Raw genomic sequence first — 15145 nt, forward strand, 5'->3', positions numbered from 1 at the left:
TGGTAGGGTAGATGTCTTAGTCCAAAAACTTCGCTCTCACGTACTTGGGAAGTTTGCTCTTCATCACGCTCTTCACGTGGTCTCGATGGATATCACAGATGCTTCTGTTGCCGTAAGCTGGCATTGGTTTCTTGCTCTTAGAGCAGTATCGCTCTACATGACCAAACCAGATATCAGGGTCACAGTTCTTGGCCATCCCACAGATGCGTCTTTCTTTGTGAACAGAGCCACGACCACCGTTGTAAGCTGCGTCCATCATGGCTGTGCGCTGATACTCGTCTTCTACGTTGTACAGCGCCCTGTAGTCATCTCTGAGCATCAGAACCATGATCCTCACCTGAGCTTCTGGTTTCTCTCTGATGTTGTTCCAGTTGATCTTGGGTAGCTCTTTCTTGTACCGCTCGGTCATCTCACTCAGCTTGTCAAACCTGACAGATCCATCTTTGTTGTAGGCGATGGTAATCTGGCCGACACCTACACCTTTTTCACGATCGGTTTTCAATTGAGCTGTGGAACTGAAACATCGACTGTGTTTAAGGGTGATACAGCTTTCTTTCTCCATCAGAGCCGGTACGTATTCTGGGTAAGGGATTTCAGGGAAGTGATTTGTAACTTCTTGTTTGATAATGGGGACAAAGCCCCACGCTTTGACTGGGATATCGGGTGCCGCCCACGCGTTCAGCGACAGAGTCACCGTCAGCAGGAGCATACTCAAGATGTGTTTCATGGTTTGTCCTTGGTAAAAAACTATCAGAACATGAATATAGCCCGGGAATTCTGTGATCTACTTTTCAAGGAGTCTCTCTTATGGTCAAAGCTTCCAGCAACCTACCCAACGTAGAGAAGTACTTCTTCTACAGCGAGGTAGCTGATGATATCCAAACAGGGGATCTCCTGGCTTGGCGCATCAACAAGATCACCTCGATCTTCACCTTTCTCCTGTACTTTTACCAGGTGTTCTTCAAAGCCACCTACTCACACACGGCCATTGCTGTGCGCCTGGGTGATCAGGTCTTTGCTGTGGAGGCTACGTCTCCCACAGTGCGCATGATGCCGCTCTGGATGCTGGGCAACTTCTATCTCTACAGGGCCAACGTTCAAGAGCGTAAAAACAATGTCCACACGTTGTTGAAACACCTCGGCAAGAACTACAGTTTGTTGGACATGGTCAAGAACATGTTCCAGTTCGGTACCTCTGACGAAGAGCTGTACTGTGCTGAGCAGTGCCACAACTTCTACGAAGAAATCGGATACTTTGTCAACGTGATCGACGAGGACGAGGACGACATCATCACGCCAGATAAGGTGGTCAAGAAAGTGGTCAAGCAATCTGGCGCTGTGGCCGAGTACATCCGTATCGATAAAGGGAATATCTATGCCTGCTAACTTTCCGTTGGATCTTGACCCCACAGGTCAGAACCCCAACAACCTCATCCCTGATGAGCTTCACACACTCGGCTCTACACCTGTCCGAGCCGTCGCCACTCGACACGGACCATTTGTCTGTGGTCCTAACAGTCCTCTGGTCAAGTCTGGTGCCACAGTTCTTCAGCGTGGTATCGACTACCAAGTTGCTGAGCTGCATCAAGAAGCCACACTTCGGTACAGCAAAGAGATCGCTGAGATCATCTTGATTCTGAACCCAGCGGTGGGTCCAGATGTCACTGTGACTTACCAGGCTCTGGGTGGTCCCTACGCACACAGTTCTGCGGCGATCGCAAACCTGTACCAAACTGTCATGCAGGACAATCGTCCTATCGACTGGGCAAACGTCAAGAACAAACCGGCTGACTACCTGCCTACGGTTCACCGACATCTGCTGGATGACATCTACGGCTTTGAGCCTGTGGTGGACTATCTGGAGCGCATCAAGTCTGCAATCACACTGGGGCAGACACAGCTGGTGCTGAACATCTTGGAAGAGCTGCTTTCACAGTTCAGGTGCAAAGAGTTGCCCAAGGTGCTTCCCAGCAACCGCATGATGCAGTACGACGCCTTCTTGTACTTCATGAGTCGCAAGAAGCTTCTCAGCAACGTCTGGATCGATGTTCCTGAGTGCAGCTGGGTTAAGGGTCAGTCAGCGATGTTCGAGATCGAGACATCGGACTATCCTGTCGGCACAACGCTGTATTGGTCGTTCTACAACCCTCACGGACCTGTTGCACTCATCAGCAACACCTCTGGGACCATCACCACCAACGGCGGTATCGTTCAGGTACAGATCTACGTACCCGGTGAAGCCAATGTGAACAATGAGAAGTTGTATCTGGGTGTGAAAGAAGACCCAGACGCTGAAGACTATTTGGCAGTGACCTACCAGATCAAGGTGCAGGAGTACGTGACCGCAAGCACTGCGTACGGTCAAGTCTACTCGGGCACAGTGCTACCCACCATCTTCGGTCTGACCTTCGGCACATTTGCCGACAACGACGAGTTGCGTCTCCGCTACCTGCTCAGCAACCCTTAAGCCACTCTAGCCCTTACACCTGCATAACAGGTGTAAGGGCTTAGATTTTGTGATTCGTCTATCCCGGTCACACGGGTCAACAAAGGAAACTCACCATGTCACTCTTCACCAAAGCCGATCCGCTTGTTCCCGCACTGACCGCTACCCAGTTCATGGCGCGGCACAAGACCGGCGCAGTCTTCGCTACCGAAAGCATCTCCACCTTTCTGGGACAGATCAAAGACACCGCACTGAATCTGGCCAACATGGTCACACTTCAGTCCCCCGACAAAGTGGTGTTTGACGCGGTCAGCACCAAGCACCGAACACTGGCTAAAGCCAAGGAAACCTCATTCGCCAACTTCAAGCACGTCATCATCTCCAAACCTGAATCGTTCAGCGGTTTGTATGTGGACTACCTGAAGGACTTGACAGATGCCGCTATCTCTGTCTCAGCCATGACAGATGAAGCCACAGAGCGTCTGCGCATGGTCCTGGCTACCTTCATCAACGAGTACAGCGATGAACGTGCTGAAAGCATCTACGGCTACCACAAGTTCAAAGACGAAGAGAAGCGTCTGGAGAAAGTGAAGAAGGAGATGGCTTCTTACTTCACGGCTTCGTCCAACAAAAGCAAAACCAACCCTTCAGACGTGCTGAAGTCTTTTGCCGATCTGGAAAAGATCTACGAGCAGCTTCGCAACCTGAATGATGTCCTCTCTGAAGCTCGTTTGAAGAAGATCGACAAAGACAGTCGTGGGTTGGTGGAGATGGTAGACCTGCTGATCGAGCACAACATCCAGTCCGGTGTCTTGGTGAAGAACAACACCGCCAAAAAGGAACTGATGGAGTGCATCCACACCACAGCTCAGTTGATCGAGTTCTACAATGCTCTGTTTGCGCAGCTGATGTTTTTCTGTGGCTCATTTAAAGCCCTCACAGAAGCTTTGAACGACTTTTGATACCTTCGTATAGGTAATAAGATAAGAACGCTCTAGAAGGCCTTTACAGGCCTTCTAGAGCTATTCTATTTTGCTTTACATGCGAGCCATCACGTAGCTGTACAGCTCAGTGAGTTGCGTACGGAGCAGAGCCACTTCTTCTTGCAACTGAGTGATCGTTGCAGCGTCTGTGATCCCGTAGCCAGCCAGTGTGGTGGGGTTTTCACCGCCGGTGGCGATACCTTTGTTGGTGACCGTCAGCTTGGTGTAGGTGCCAGCGGTGATGCCGCTTGCCTTCAACACCGGAACCAACGTCACATTCGCAGAGCCGTCGAACGAGACAGCCGGTGCGGACATGTCGACAGAGTCAGCGCTGAACTGGCGAGACGTGGCCAACTTGGTAGCTGTGTCAGCGTTGCCCTTCAGTGCAGCTGTGATTTCGCGCGCAGCAAAGTCGCCATTGCTGTCACGAGAGACCAAAGTGTTGCCAGTGTTGGCAGGTGTAGCGTTGGAGCTGATCGACAGATCACCACCGATGCCCGTGCCATTGTTGCTGACAGAGATGCCGATGCCGGTGGTCGACAGCGTGCGACGAACCATCTTCATGTTGACAGCGTCGAGGGCGATCAAGCCACCGCCACCTTCGTCACCACCCATCAGGGAGATGTCTGTCAAGAAGCTGTTCAGTCCTTGTGCGTCAGTGATGCCGTAGCCACCCAGCGTGGTTGGGTTGGAACCGGCGGTGGCGCGTCCGTAGCCGTCGATGACAACCTTGGTGTAAGTACCAGGTGTGACACCAGTAGTAGCCAGGTCGATGTTGTCAGCGTTGACGATGATGCGCTGTGTGTTGGCCGAGTTGATCTGGATGGTGTTGCCAGAGATGGTCAGGCCGTTGCCAGCGATCAAGGAACCTTGTCCGGAGAACTGGTTCACGCTGATGTCGTCAGTGCCGATGGTGAAGGTCACGGGGTTCTGCACCACCAATGTCCAACCAGTACCCTTCAGCGTATCGCCGTCAAAGACGTAGAAGTAGCTGCGTGGGATCTCGGAAGACTCGTCGGCAGTCACCACACGCTTCAGGATGAAGGGGGTGCCAGCGTCGCCAGTCTGTTGTACTGTGTAGTCACCGTTCTGGATAGCTGCAGCTTGCAGACGCACCAAGATGCGGTCATTGACTGCGACCACCTTGCCGTCAACCACCAGGCCACCGTTAGCGGTACCGGTCAGTGTGGCGTTGACACCAGAGGTGCCGTTGCTGTAGGTAGCAGCCAAGGCTTCGGTGGTAGCCAGACGCACGGAGGGTTTGTTGATCAAACCTTGTGCGACAGCATCCACATACTGCTTGGTCGTGGGGTGCATGGCGGAAGAAGGGTCGGCGTGCAGGGTGATGTACCCTGTCATGGTGCCGCCGGACTTCGCCAAACGTGTGTTGTCCTGAGAGTCAACGTAGGTCTTGGTCACTGGGTCAACCAGGAGACCATCCACATCACTGCGGAGCGTAGACACGTTGGTCTGCACAGTGCCGATAGTGGTTTCCAGTGCTTCGCGTGCACCGTCAACCTGAGCTTCCACAAACTGCTTGGTAGCAGCGCCCAGATCTGCAACAGGATCAGCGGCCAGGAGCAGCGGCCCAGTCATCGTGTCACCGGACTTGGACACCTTGGTGCTCACATCGCCACCCAGAGATGCGGCTGCGGCAGTGATGGCCGATTCCACGAACTCTTTGTTGGCGGCGTGCATGGCGTCAGTTGGCGCAGCATGCAGCGTCAAGAAGCCAGTCAGAGTGTCGCCAGCTTTGTTGACCTTCAGAGCAGCAGCATCGTCCACGTACTTCTTGGTAGAGGCATGCAGATCCAGAGTCGGCGCAGCGTGCAGGGTGATGAACCCGGACATCTCGCCACCGGCTTTGTTCAGCTTGCTGTCCAGCTGATCCTGTACGTTGGAAGACACTGTACCCAGGTAGTTCACCTCGGTGGCAGAAACCGTCAGTGCGTCCAGGAAAGCGTTCTGACCAGAGGTCAAGTGCAGGGCGTCGTCAGAGGCGTGGCCGGTCAAAGCTGCGTCTGCGTACTGCTTGGTCACAGCGTGCAGATTCAGCGTGGGGTCAGCGTGCAGGGTGATGAACCCAGTGACTTCACCGCCGGTTTTGTCAAACTTCAGTGCAGCAACAGCGTCGACGTACTGCTTAGGAGCAGCCATCAGGTTGCCGGTGGGGTTGGCGTGCAGGTACAGAGGACCTGTCATCGTGTCACCACCGATGGCCACCTTGCTGTCGATCTGGTCTTGCACGTCCGATGTCACACCAGACAAGTAGTTCACTTGGTCAGAGGTAACTGTACCGACGATGGAAGACAGCCAGTTGCGTTCGATGGGGCTGATGTGCAGATCGGTGTCGGTTGCGTGCGTAGACAGATTGGTGTCCACGTACTGCTTGTTGGTGGGGTGCATAGCGCTTTCAGGCGCAGCGTGCAGTACCAAGAAGCCGGTCAGGGTGTCACCAGCCTTATTGACCTTCAGGGCGTCCTGATTGTCGACATAGGTCTTGGTCGTGGGGTCAGTGTTGAGTGCGTCGACGATGAGCGTCAGGGCGCTCAGATCGTCAGCCACACCAGTGACCGCTGTGTCAACGTAGGTCTTGTTGGTGACATCATCACCGACCAGAGGAGCGTTGGTGTAACGCAACAGCGCGCCGGCACCGGTGACAGTGATGGAGCCAGACACCGTGTTGGTACCAGACTTCTGTACGGAGTCATTGACCTTCAGCATGACCGCGTCTGCGATATGCAGATAGGCGCCAGACTGAGTCAGCGTGGCTTCATCAACTTCCAGAGAGAGCTGGTTCTCACCGTTCACGATGACAGCCGACGCACTGTCAACATTGATGCGGACCTTGTCGTCACCGATGATCAGACCAGTGCCCACGCGAACGTGGAGCATGTTGGAAGTGAGTTCCAGCGCATCACCTGCCGCGATGTTCACAGAGGTGTTGGTGGGTGCCCACGAGTCAGCAGACTTGTAGGTGTATGTCACGCCGAAGTTAGGTGCCAGCGGTGCATACACCAGTGTCGTCGAGCTGATCTGAACAGCTTCACCCAGTACTTCGGTAGGACCCGCGCCGATCGACATCACCTTGATGATGCGTTTCTGGGAACCGTTCAGGTCGGCACCGGCCGCGGTCGCTGTCGAGAAAACCACACCGAAGCGGTCACCGGCGGCCACGTCGCGACCCAGGATGTCCACCCAGCTGCCGTCACGGTAGGTAACAGCACGCTTACGCAGAGCGGCCCAAAGTCCGGACCCGTTATCAGGCACGATGTAGACATCGCCTTCGACAGGGGAAACAGGCGGAACGCCCAGGTTGGCGGACACCAGGTTGGCGGCCACGATCGGGTCTTCCCAGCGCTGACCGACTTGCAGAGCGTCGACGTAGGCCTTGTTCACCAGCTCGTTGCTGGAGGTAGCGGTCTTGCTGACGTAGATGGCGTAGCCAGGGGCCACAGTCACGTCACCGGTGATAGTGCCACCAGCCTTGTCGAACTTGGAGTCGATCTGGCTTTGGACATCGGAGGTCACGCCAGTCAAACGGTTGACTTCAGTAGCCGACACTGTCACAGCGTCCAAGAACGCATTCTGTTCACTGGTCAGGTGAAGGGTGTCGTCACCGGCGTGAGTCGACAGACCTGCGTCCGTGTACTGCTTGGTAGCAGCATGCATGTTGGCAGTCGGATCGGCGTGCAGCGTGGCAAAGCCAGTCAGATTACCACCGGACTTGTCGAACTTGGTGTTCAGACCAGTGTCGGTGTACTGCTTGGTCGCAGGATGCATGTTGTCTGTGGGAGCAGCATGCAGAGTGACGAACCCAGTCATCGTGCCGCCGGACTTGTCCAGTTTGCTGTCCAGTTGTTCTTGAACACCCGAGGTCACACCTGCGAGTCGGTTGACTTCAGTGGACGTCACGCCCGCGACAACGGCGGACAACCAAAGACGCTCACCTTCAACCAGATGGAGTCCTGTGTCGGTAGCATGAGAACTCAGACCTGTGTCCACGTACTGCTTGTTAGCAGCGTGCATGGTGTTAGTGGGAGCGGCGTGCAGGGTGATGAAACCGGTGACCGTGCCACCGGTTTTGTCAAACTTCAATGCCAAACCAGCGTCGGTGTAGGCCTTGGTTGTTGCATCGTTGTCATTGAGAGGGTCAGCTGCCAGGACCAGGGTGCCGGTCATGGTGCCACCGGACTTGTTCAGCTTGGTATCGAGCTGACTCTGAACGTTGCCGGTCAGGCCGTTCAGGTAGTTCAGCTCAGCCACATCGACATTCAGACTGTCCAGCAGGTCTTTCTGAGTCTGAGTCAGGTGAAGAGCGGTGTTCTCGCTGTGGGCGTAGACGGTGCTGTCCACGTAGTTTTTCGTGGCGGCTTCTGCCGCTACAAGTGGATCCCGTTCCAGATAAAGAGGACCACGTCGATCGCCGGCTGTGAGTTTCATCATGACTCCTTGTAAAAAACAACAAAAAAGAGAATACGCGTTAAATGACTGCCACTTGATTTGAAATACCTCCACCCCCTTCTGGCCATGGGTAGACCAGAAGGGGGATGTGGTTAACTTTTTGACCAAATTACAGGAACCTCAAACGTAGCGGAATCAACCCAATCCAAAGCTCGGTAAGCTTTAAATGACGTTGGTTTTCTCCAAGCTTCGGAGCACCATAACTTAACCTCGATGTCCGGATATTCAACGGCTATGGTGTCAAATACCCCCTTCCACCAAAATGGAGGTCGCACGGTTATATGCGCGTTTTCACCGTTTGGTAATGTTGCCGCGGCTTTGTAACACGCCACGTTAACGATCAAAAGCTTTTTAGTCAAACTGAAAAGCTCTCTCACTACCCTGGGTATATCAGCGACAAAAATGTGCTCTAAGACATCAAAACAAACTACAGCGTCAGCTGGTTGTCGCTCGTCTATGTTTCTCGATGGTTCGTAACGATACACGTCCTTAAGCTCGAAGTATTCCTTGGCTGACAAATCACCCTGAAATCCAGAACTTAGATAATTGCTACCGCCGCAGCCGTAGTCCAATAGCGTCTGCGCGCCTACCGACAGCAGAGCACCTTTCACTGGTTTTTTAAAGAACCTGATTTCCATGTCGCTGAACACGGTTTTAATGTGCACGTCCTTGATTGTGGTGTAACCACTCAAGACCATGTCAGAATAGAGTGCTATCAGCTGCTGCTGTTTAGCAGACGGCGTGTACAGTAAGGATGTTTGCATGTCTTATCGAACTTTACCAGAGACGTAGCCCATGATTTCATGGATAGCTGCGTCAAACTGTGCCTTGGTCACATAGCCTCCGTCTGTGGTTCCGGCGGCTTCTTCGATGGCGGTGATCTGGGCCTGAAGAGTTTGCATCGCAGCAGACAAGTTGCCCAAGTTGACAGCGTGAGCGTTGTCGGTCGGGTTTACCACAGAAAGTGCTCCTGTCATGATACCGCCGGATTTGTCCAGCTTGGTATCCATGCCACTTTGGTAAACATCGTTGGTCACGTAGTTGGCCAACAAAGAAGCAACGTCTTGCCCTGCGGAGATCAGCTGATCCACGTAGGCTTTGTTGACCGCGTGCTCAGGTTGACCAGGCATACCTGGAAGTTCCAAGGGCCCTAGCATGGCGTCGCCGGACTTGCGGATGTAGTTGGTCGATGTACCTGAGTTGAAGTCGCTCAAGAAGTTCTGGATCGTGGCACTGGTGAAGCTCGCGTTGTTGGCGATCGCGTTAACGATCTCTTGCAGAACTGCCACCAGTTGTTCTTGACCGTAGAACGAACTGTAGTCTTGGTAGTGGGGTGTGGGAGGCCAAGACGTCGGCAAGTTAGCGATCAGGTCAAAGACGGTCGTACGTGGGTTGTAGGCCTTCTCAGCCAACATGGTCAGCACCAAGTTGCGATCGACCACTTTGTCACCACCAACGGTCTGGTAGCTTGTGATCTTCAAGATACCATTGGCGTCCAGGTTGTGCAGGGTCAGTGAGCCATACATCTGTTTGCCTGTGATCCGTGTACCCGTCACATAGGGCAAGGCAAAGCTGAAGTCCACGTCTTCCACCAGAGGTGTTTCGACGTTGTTGACGATCAGGCTCATGCCAAAGTTGTCCACGTAGAACGGGGCAAAGTTCGGCACCAGAAAGTGGTAGTCACGGAACTGTGCCTCCGAGACAGTGTGCAGCTCGTTGGTCACACGGTTCAGTGGACTGACACCTGACGTGTCAAGAGGGTAGGTGGCTGGCATGGGGTGTCCTTTGTTAAGAAATCAAAAAATCTCCTAGAGAGCAATGTCGATTAGCAAAAAAGAAAAACCACCCAGGGGCGGTCTTCTTTCCTGGCGGTTTACCAGTGTGTGGCCAAGTAGTATGCCGCAAACTGTTCCCAGGTTTGAAACACCAGAGGTTCCTGCTGCTTGCCTGGGTCGGCATCAGCCAGGGCAATCTTCCCGTTCAAAAGGAAGTGCGCGGTCTTGCCATTTTCAAACTTGATGGCGTTTCCCGCACCCACTGTTACCAGGTTCAACCCTGCTACAAACCTTTTGTAACAGTCTGTGCGCTTCTCCAGATACACTTTGGATGCAGTCAGATCACCAGCCAGACTTTTTGCGTCCAGGAACTGGTGCTCACCTCGGTTGGAGACCAGTGAATGCCCGTTTGTCGAATCCATATTTGACCGGACTATCAATTTTCCACTGACGTTGAACGGGGCTGTTGTCGATCCTTGTGTCATGTTGAACTCCTTTATCCTCCACTGCTAACCGTCAAACGCGGTGAGATCAGTAGAATATGTTCAGTAAGTATACATGTATTTAAAAAGAGATCAGATGCACGGGTGCCAAGCACCCGTGCATCTGTCTTACTTAACTACCGAAGTAGATGTCTGCCACCTGTCGTGAGGCTTTCTTCATGATCCGTCCAGCCAGCCCCATCAGGATAGGACTCTCTGTCACACGGTTCACGATACTCACGTAACTGAACTTGGCGTCGATAGGGTCACCAGACTCTGTGCGGATGTCAGACCTGAAGACATCGGACACCACAGACTTCATCTGTGATCCGAAGACACCCTTGTCTGCCACAGCCTGGGTCAGCTTGGTCTCGATGAAGACTTTCAGCTCGAACGTGTTAGGTAAGAGGTTCTTGCCCTCAGAGCGGTACTCGCTGTTTTCACGGTTGGTCTTGCTCTCCTCGAAGGTGTGCCTGGTCTCTTCGTAGAGCTGTTTGTCCATCTGCTGCGCAAGCTTCTTGACAGTCGGAGACATGTCACTCAGCTCACCGTTGTACTTCATCTCGTACCTGAAGATAGTCCCATCCATCTTGGCTTTGGGTGAGACGTTCGACAGGTGCTTCAGCATCTCGATGCTGGATTCAGAGAGGTTGGAGTAATCAGCGTTTTCGTCCACCACAGTAAAGAGCACGTCGTTGGGTGTGACCTTGCTGCCTTCAGGAAGGAGGTTGATGATGTTCTTCTGGAACTCCAGAACAAAGATCTTCTCCTTGATGTAGGACGTAGAAGCTTCTTTGCTGAGCTTGGGGGACACAGCTGACGAGTCTTCGTACACCGAGTCTTCCATGGACAGTGCCACAGTGATAGCCTGATTGAACTTCATGATCAGTCTGGACGGGTTCAGCCAGTCTGGCTCAAAGAAACCCGTGTTGTAGGCGATGATGTCGTCCTTAGAGACTTTCTTGCCTTTGTCCAGTGTGGTGGCGATGCTGTGCTTGTAGACAGAGCCTTCCATGCGGCCGTAGGTGTTACCGATGCGATAGCCCACCACCTTGCCTGTCTTATATTCAACGGTGATGAGTTTGTCGGTCTTCTCTATGACAGTGCCGTCACCTTCTGCTTTTGCGCAGTAGAGCTTACCAACTTTGTAGGGCATGATATACTCATACCCTGTTCGGACGATGGGCTGGTGATAGCCATCAGCGGCGATCGTATGTCCGTTCTGGATACTGATGAACCCTCGAAATCTTCAGTCAAGGTCGTTGTGTCGCTTCACAGCGGTCACTCTCTTCTTGACCCGCACCATAACGTGCAGCTTCAGGATTTCCCTGAAGTCTAGACTATGTCATCACCCTCTGTATCAACAGGTGGGGTGCTTCCTATTTCGAGACCACTTGGTCTCTACTCTACTCGCTTCCAGCTTAGCTGTGCTTTCGATAGTCGTTGAGCCCGCTACTCGGTGAGTAGATCGGCTGCAGGTTGAGCAATCTTCAAAACTGTTACCTTACCCTGATAGTTACTCAGGCCACGTGTGTGTCGCCACCTACGCTTGGTGTTTGAAGCTCTAAGCTTTTTCCTGCAATTAAGGAAGTTTTTCTCAACCTCTTTCGAGGAGGAGGGACATAACTGAACTGTTTAAACTCAAGCTCTTCCGAAGCGTATTTGTATAGCTACAAACCGTTCTACGGTGCCTCAAGTTTCAGCTCAATTCACATATCCTCTTGGGATCATCTAGCTCGGCCATAGGAGCCAGTAGGGTACTTGTGGAGAACTTCAGTTCGGGATGCTCTTCGTGCAATTGATTCCCGGGGTCAATCTTTCCTCGGATGTTGCTGATCTTGGCGTATGGTGTCAAGAAGAAGTTCAGACCCACATCGCTGCTGTCGACAGTAGCTTCTGATACCAGACCTGCGTCGTTTTTGTGAAACCTTCTCAGGTACTCTGGTGTGGCTGACTTGTTCAGTCCATCTGCGCCGGAGAACGTGACGGACTCCACTTCCTTCAAGTCGATGATAGGGTTGGACTCTTCGGTGATCTTGACCGTGGTGTCTCGTGTCACCGCGTTCCATACCGCGTAAGGATCCAACTCGATCTTGCCTTTGCCGTTGCCCGTCAGCTTGTGTTTTCTGACAGACTCTGCCAAGACACGGTACATCAGGCTTGGTATCCGATCGTAGCCCCGGATCTTGTTGCCAGCGTGCGGATCATTGGGGTCTTCGTGTTGGAACGTCTCCAACATGTTGTTAGCTCTGAGGAGAAGCTTCAGGTACTCATGGGGTTCGTTCATACCCTTCAAGTCAGCTGCCGCGATAGGGTCGATAAAGAGCTGTCTGAGGAGGTCCATCTCCTTCAGATGGATCACACCACAGTTGCGATGCTCCAAGAGTTCCAGGTAGACCTCTTTCAGGCCAAAGGACTCAATGGGGTATGACTTGGTGATGTCCTTGTAGAACAAGAACCCAGAGAACAGAAGTCGCTTCTCTTCGGTGTCTGTCACAACCACCAGCTTGGCGTTGTCAAACCTGAGAACGATTTCGTTCTTGGTGGGCTGGTATTGTTTTCTGGCTTCCAGGACAGTGAACTTGGTCTTGGTAACCGCAAGCAGGTTCTGGAGACCAACGTGGTAGGCGAGCACCACGCCTAAAGGGATAGCGTCCCCAAGAATCTTGACAGTCGAGAAGTTGGACGGGAAAGACTCACCAGCGTATCCAAGAAGGTCTTCCAGTGATCCCAGATGCTCGTGGTTACCACCCTTGCTGTAGAGATGGATGTCACTGTTGATGTCCATGACCAGGATACGCTTGTCTTTCCGGAACCCGCAGTAAGTCATGCGCTTCTCTGGCTCTGACCTGGAGTAGCCATGAACACCGATGTACGTGTCTTTGTCCAGGTGGTCCTTAGCGACCGACTCGTCGAAACTGAACGTGTAGTCATCTGTAGAGACTTCCTTGAAGTCACGTGACATCATCGCGTAAGCGTTAGGAACGTGGCTCAAGTTGTTGTAGACGTTGCCTGGAAGGATCCGTTTGATCTTTCCAGTTTGTTGCAGGTAGTCGTCTTTGATACGGGTCGTGATCTGGGCGTACTTGTCGTAAGCCCTGCGCTCTGTGCGCTCTACAAAGAGCTTGCCGTAAGCTGTGGTGAGCGCCACACGCGCTGGTCCGATCTTGCGGATAGGGACTTCTGTCCGTTGACGACGCATGCGAAGCTTGATGCCCGAGACAATCATCTCACCTTCGTCGTTGATCGTGGGAAGTCGAAAGTACACCGTAGACTCTTTGCCCCTGAGGGGTTTCAGGGTGAGCTTGTGGACGTCATACTTGCCACTGGACGTGCCGACCCTGTCAACTTCGTAGCCCTTGATGACCACGCCCGCTTTTTCCAAGTGAGAGACAGCGGCCAGCACATCCTTCTTGTAGACTTTGTCCACGTAGTGCTTGTCATGACTCATCAGCGTTTCATGCTTCCAGTAGTCAGGGACAAGGTTGTTGTCCATCTTGATCTCTGAAGCTTCGGGCGGAGGGATCTCCAGCTCAGGTGGGACGATCTTGTCGATGTCCAGAAGCTGATCACCGTACGGAGATTTCAGCTCCTTGCGAGTGGTCACCAGTTTCTTCAGGGAACGGATCTCTGAGGTAGCGACACCTCCTGACATCTGGGCTTCGGTGATGATCTCGGTATAGACGTCTTCTGGTGTAGAGTCTTTCAGAACAGCCTGAAGGTGATGATCGTCGTAGTTCACATGGAAATGCGACTGAGCATCTGGGGTGTCTGCTGTTTCTTCAGACACCTGTGCTTCGGCGGCCTGTATGGACTTGATGAACAGATCATCAGTCACACCAGAGATCTCTGCTGAGCTGGTCTCGATCATGGAGTCCAGTGACATCTCTGGGAAGTCATCGAACTTGTCCAACTCTGGTGATGCGAGCTGCTTGGGCGGGGTTTGTGTGACCGACTTCTTGACCGCTGACTGGATAGCGTAGTCAGGTTTGCGATCCTCAGGAGAGGGGTTGACAGAACTTTCGGGATCTTCCTCGAAGTCGTCCGTCTCTGGCACCTGAGGAAAGTCAATGTTGGTTTGATCCGTAAGCGTCATTTCACCTGGATCAGCTGCTTCCAGTTTGGCCACCACCGCAGTCTGGATCTTCAGGAGCGCCACGATGAAGAAACGCTGGACTTTATCCACGTTGTACTTGGTCTTCAGAGGAAGCTCGTTCTCTTCCGACAGACCCACCAGGTCTGACAGCTTGAAGAAGCAACTGTGGCCCTTGTAGGTCATTTCCATGGTGATCTGTGGTGTCACCTCTACCGGGATCACAGACATCACTGAGCGACTTCTGGTGGCCTCTGAGAGGTACATGAACAACTGGAGGATGTTGTTCAGGTGGGGGTTGGTGACCACCCTGGCGTACGTGTTGGATTTCTGCTTCAGCAGAGTTTGGATAGCTGCTGGGGAAGGTATCAGTGACGGGACGGTCAGTTGCACAAACTGGTTGGATGATGGTGCGGCTTTGCACATCTTGACCACAGAAGCCCAGTACGTGGAGAACACGTTGGTGTGCCAGCTGATATGGCTGGTCACGCTGGTCTTCAGTTTGTAGCGGTCTTTGAGGAGGTTGTAGTTGACGATCGAATTGACCGTGATGTCGGTGTTAGGCTCAGTGAACAGATCCACCAGGCGAAAGCTTTTGGTGTTGTCTTCGCGCCACTTGAGGATTTCTTGTTGGGGGTTCCGATTGTGAACAGAAACCACTTCCAGCTGGGTCTCTGCGTCAACCACGTTGGTCAACGGGATCCGTTTGTTGTGAGGAAGATTGCCCAGGAAGGTCAGACTTCGGACAGGCATCCGGACATCAGAGTCAATGTCCAGGTAGTGGAAAACAGTCTCTCTGGGCGGCTGGACTTGGTCACGTTCAACGACAGGGGGAGACATCAACTGAAGTGGGGTGCGAACACCTTGCTTCAGTAGAAACTGGGATTGGGCTAAAAGCATGT

The 15145-nt window shown here is 52.9% G+C and carries 10 protein-coding genes; 3 read left to right on the forward strand and 7 right to left on the reverse strand.

The window, feature by feature from the left end:
• Positions 1–16 precede the first annotated feature (16 nt).
• A complete protein-coding gene (locus PHN51_10290; protein ID MDD2819163.1) occupies positions 17–727 on the reverse strand; it encodes a hypothetical protein in 711 nt (236 codons plus the stop codon).
• Positions 728–807: 80 nt separating this feature from the next.
• Between PHN51_10290 and PHN51_10295 the strand changes: the two genes are divergently transcribed.
• The 3 genes from PHN51_10295 (at position 808) to PHN51_10305 (ending at position 3408) form a co-directional block, all read left to right on the forward strand.
• On the forward strand, positions 808–1386 hold the full coding sequence (locus tag PHN51_10295) for a hypothetical protein (protein MDD2819164.1): 579 nt from the start codon (positions 808–810) through the stop codon (positions 1384–1386).
• Positions 1376–2467 (forward strand): hypothetical protein, encoded by a 1092-nt coding sequence (locus PHN51_10300; GenBank protein ID MDD2819165.1) that lies wholly within the window; start codon positions 1376–1378, stop codon positions 2465–2467. Before PHN51_10295 ends, PHN51_10300 begins: the two co-directional genes overlap by 11 nt.
• 95 nt (positions 2468–2562) lie before the next feature.
• Positions 2563–3408: a hypothetical protein gene (locus PHN51_10305; GenBank protein MDD2819166.1), complete on the forward strand. Its 846-nt coding sequence runs from the start codon at positions 2563–2565 to the stop codon at positions 3406–3408.
• 75 nt (positions 3409–3483) lie between these two features.
• On the opposite strand, the gene PHN51_10310 is transcribed toward PHN51_10305, so the two are convergent.
• The 6 genes from PHN51_10310 to PHN51_10335 all read right to left on the reverse strand — a co-directional run bounded on the left by PHN51_10310 (position 3484) and on the right by PHN51_10335 (position 15143).
• On the reverse strand, positions 3484–7875 hold the full coding sequence (locus tag PHN51_10310) for a DUF2793 domain-containing protein (GenBank protein ID MDD2819167.1): 4392 nt from the start codon (positions 7873–7875) through the stop codon (positions 3484–3486).
• A gap of 110 nt (positions 7876–7985) precedes the next feature.
• Positions 7986–8657, reverse strand: a complete 672-nt coding sequence (locus PHN51_10315; protein MDD2819168.1) for a hypothetical protein — start codon at positions 8655–8657, stop codon at positions 7986–7988.
• 3 nt (positions 8658–8660) lie between these two features.
• Positions 8661–9668, reverse strand: a complete 1008-nt coding sequence (locus PHN51_10320) for a hypothetical protein (protein ID MDD2819169.1) — start codon at positions 9666–9668, stop codon at positions 8661–8663.
• A gap of 98 nt (positions 9669–9766) precedes the next feature.
• Positions 9767–10153 carry a hypothetical protein gene (locus PHN51_10325; GenBank protein MDD2819170.1) on the reverse strand — a complete coding sequence of 129 codons (387 nt, stop codon included), beginning with the start codon at positions 10151–10153 and terminating at the stop codon, positions 9767–9769.
• Positions 10154–10283: 130 nt separating this feature from the next.
• Complete coding sequence (locus PHN51_10330) at positions 10284–11306, reverse strand: hypothetical protein (protein ID MDD2819171.1); 1023 nt, start codon at positions 11304–11306, stop codon at positions 10284–10286.
• Positions 11307–11849: 543 nt separating this feature from the next.
• A complete protein-coding gene (locus PHN51_10335; GenBank protein ID MDD2819172.1) occupies positions 11850–15143 on the reverse strand; it encodes a hypothetical protein in 3294 nt (1097 codons plus the stop codon).
• Positions 15144–15145: the final 2 nt, after the last annotated feature.

It is taken from the genome of Candidatus Nanopelagicales bacterium (genome assembly GCA_028687755.1).
Lineage (GTDB): Bacteria > Actinomycetota > Actinomycetes > S36-B12 > S36-B12 > UBA11398.

Excerpts from the sequence above, each read along its gene's own strand:
- PHN51_10290 (MDD2819163.1), bottom strand. The coding sequence starts at position 727 with ATGAAACACATCTTGAGTATGCTCCTGCTGACGGTGACTCTGTCGCTG.
- PHN51_10295 (MDD2819164.1), top strand. The coding sequence starts at position 808 with ATGGTCAAAGCTTCCAGCAACCTACCCAACGTAGAGAAGTACTTCTTC.
- PHN51_10300 (MDD2819165.1), top strand. The coding sequence starts at position 1,376 with ATGCCTGCTAACTTTCCGTTGGATCTTGACCCCACAGGTCAGAACCCC.
- PHN51_10305 (MDD2819166.1), top strand. The coding sequence starts at position 2,563 with ATGTCACTCTTCACCAAAGCCGATCCGCTTGTTCCCGCACTGACCGCT.
- PHN51_10310 (MDD2819167.1), bottom strand. The coding sequence starts at position 7,875 with ATGATGAAACTCACAGCCGGCGATCGACGTGGTCCTCTTTATCTGGAA.
- PHN51_10315 (MDD2819168.1), bottom strand. The coding sequence starts at position 8,657 with ATGCAAACATCCTTACTGTACACGCCGTCTGCTAAACAGCAGCAGCTG.
- PHN51_10320 (MDD2819169.1), bottom strand. The coding sequence starts at position 9,668 with ATGCCAGCCACCTACCCTCTTGACACGTCAGGTGTCAGTCCACTGAAC.
- PHN51_10325 (MDD2819170.1), bottom strand. The coding sequence starts at position 10,153 with ATGACACAAGGATCGACAACAGCCCCGTTCAACGTCAGTGGAAAATTG.
- PHN51_10330 (MDD2819171.1), bottom strand. The coding sequence starts at position 11,306 with ATGCCCTACAAAGTTGGTAAGCTCTACTGCGCAAAAGCAGAAGGTGAC.
- PHN51_10335 (MDD2819172.1), bottom strand. The coding sequence starts at position 15,143 with ATGCTTTTAGCCCAATCCCAGTTTCTACTGAAGCAAGGTGTTCGCACC.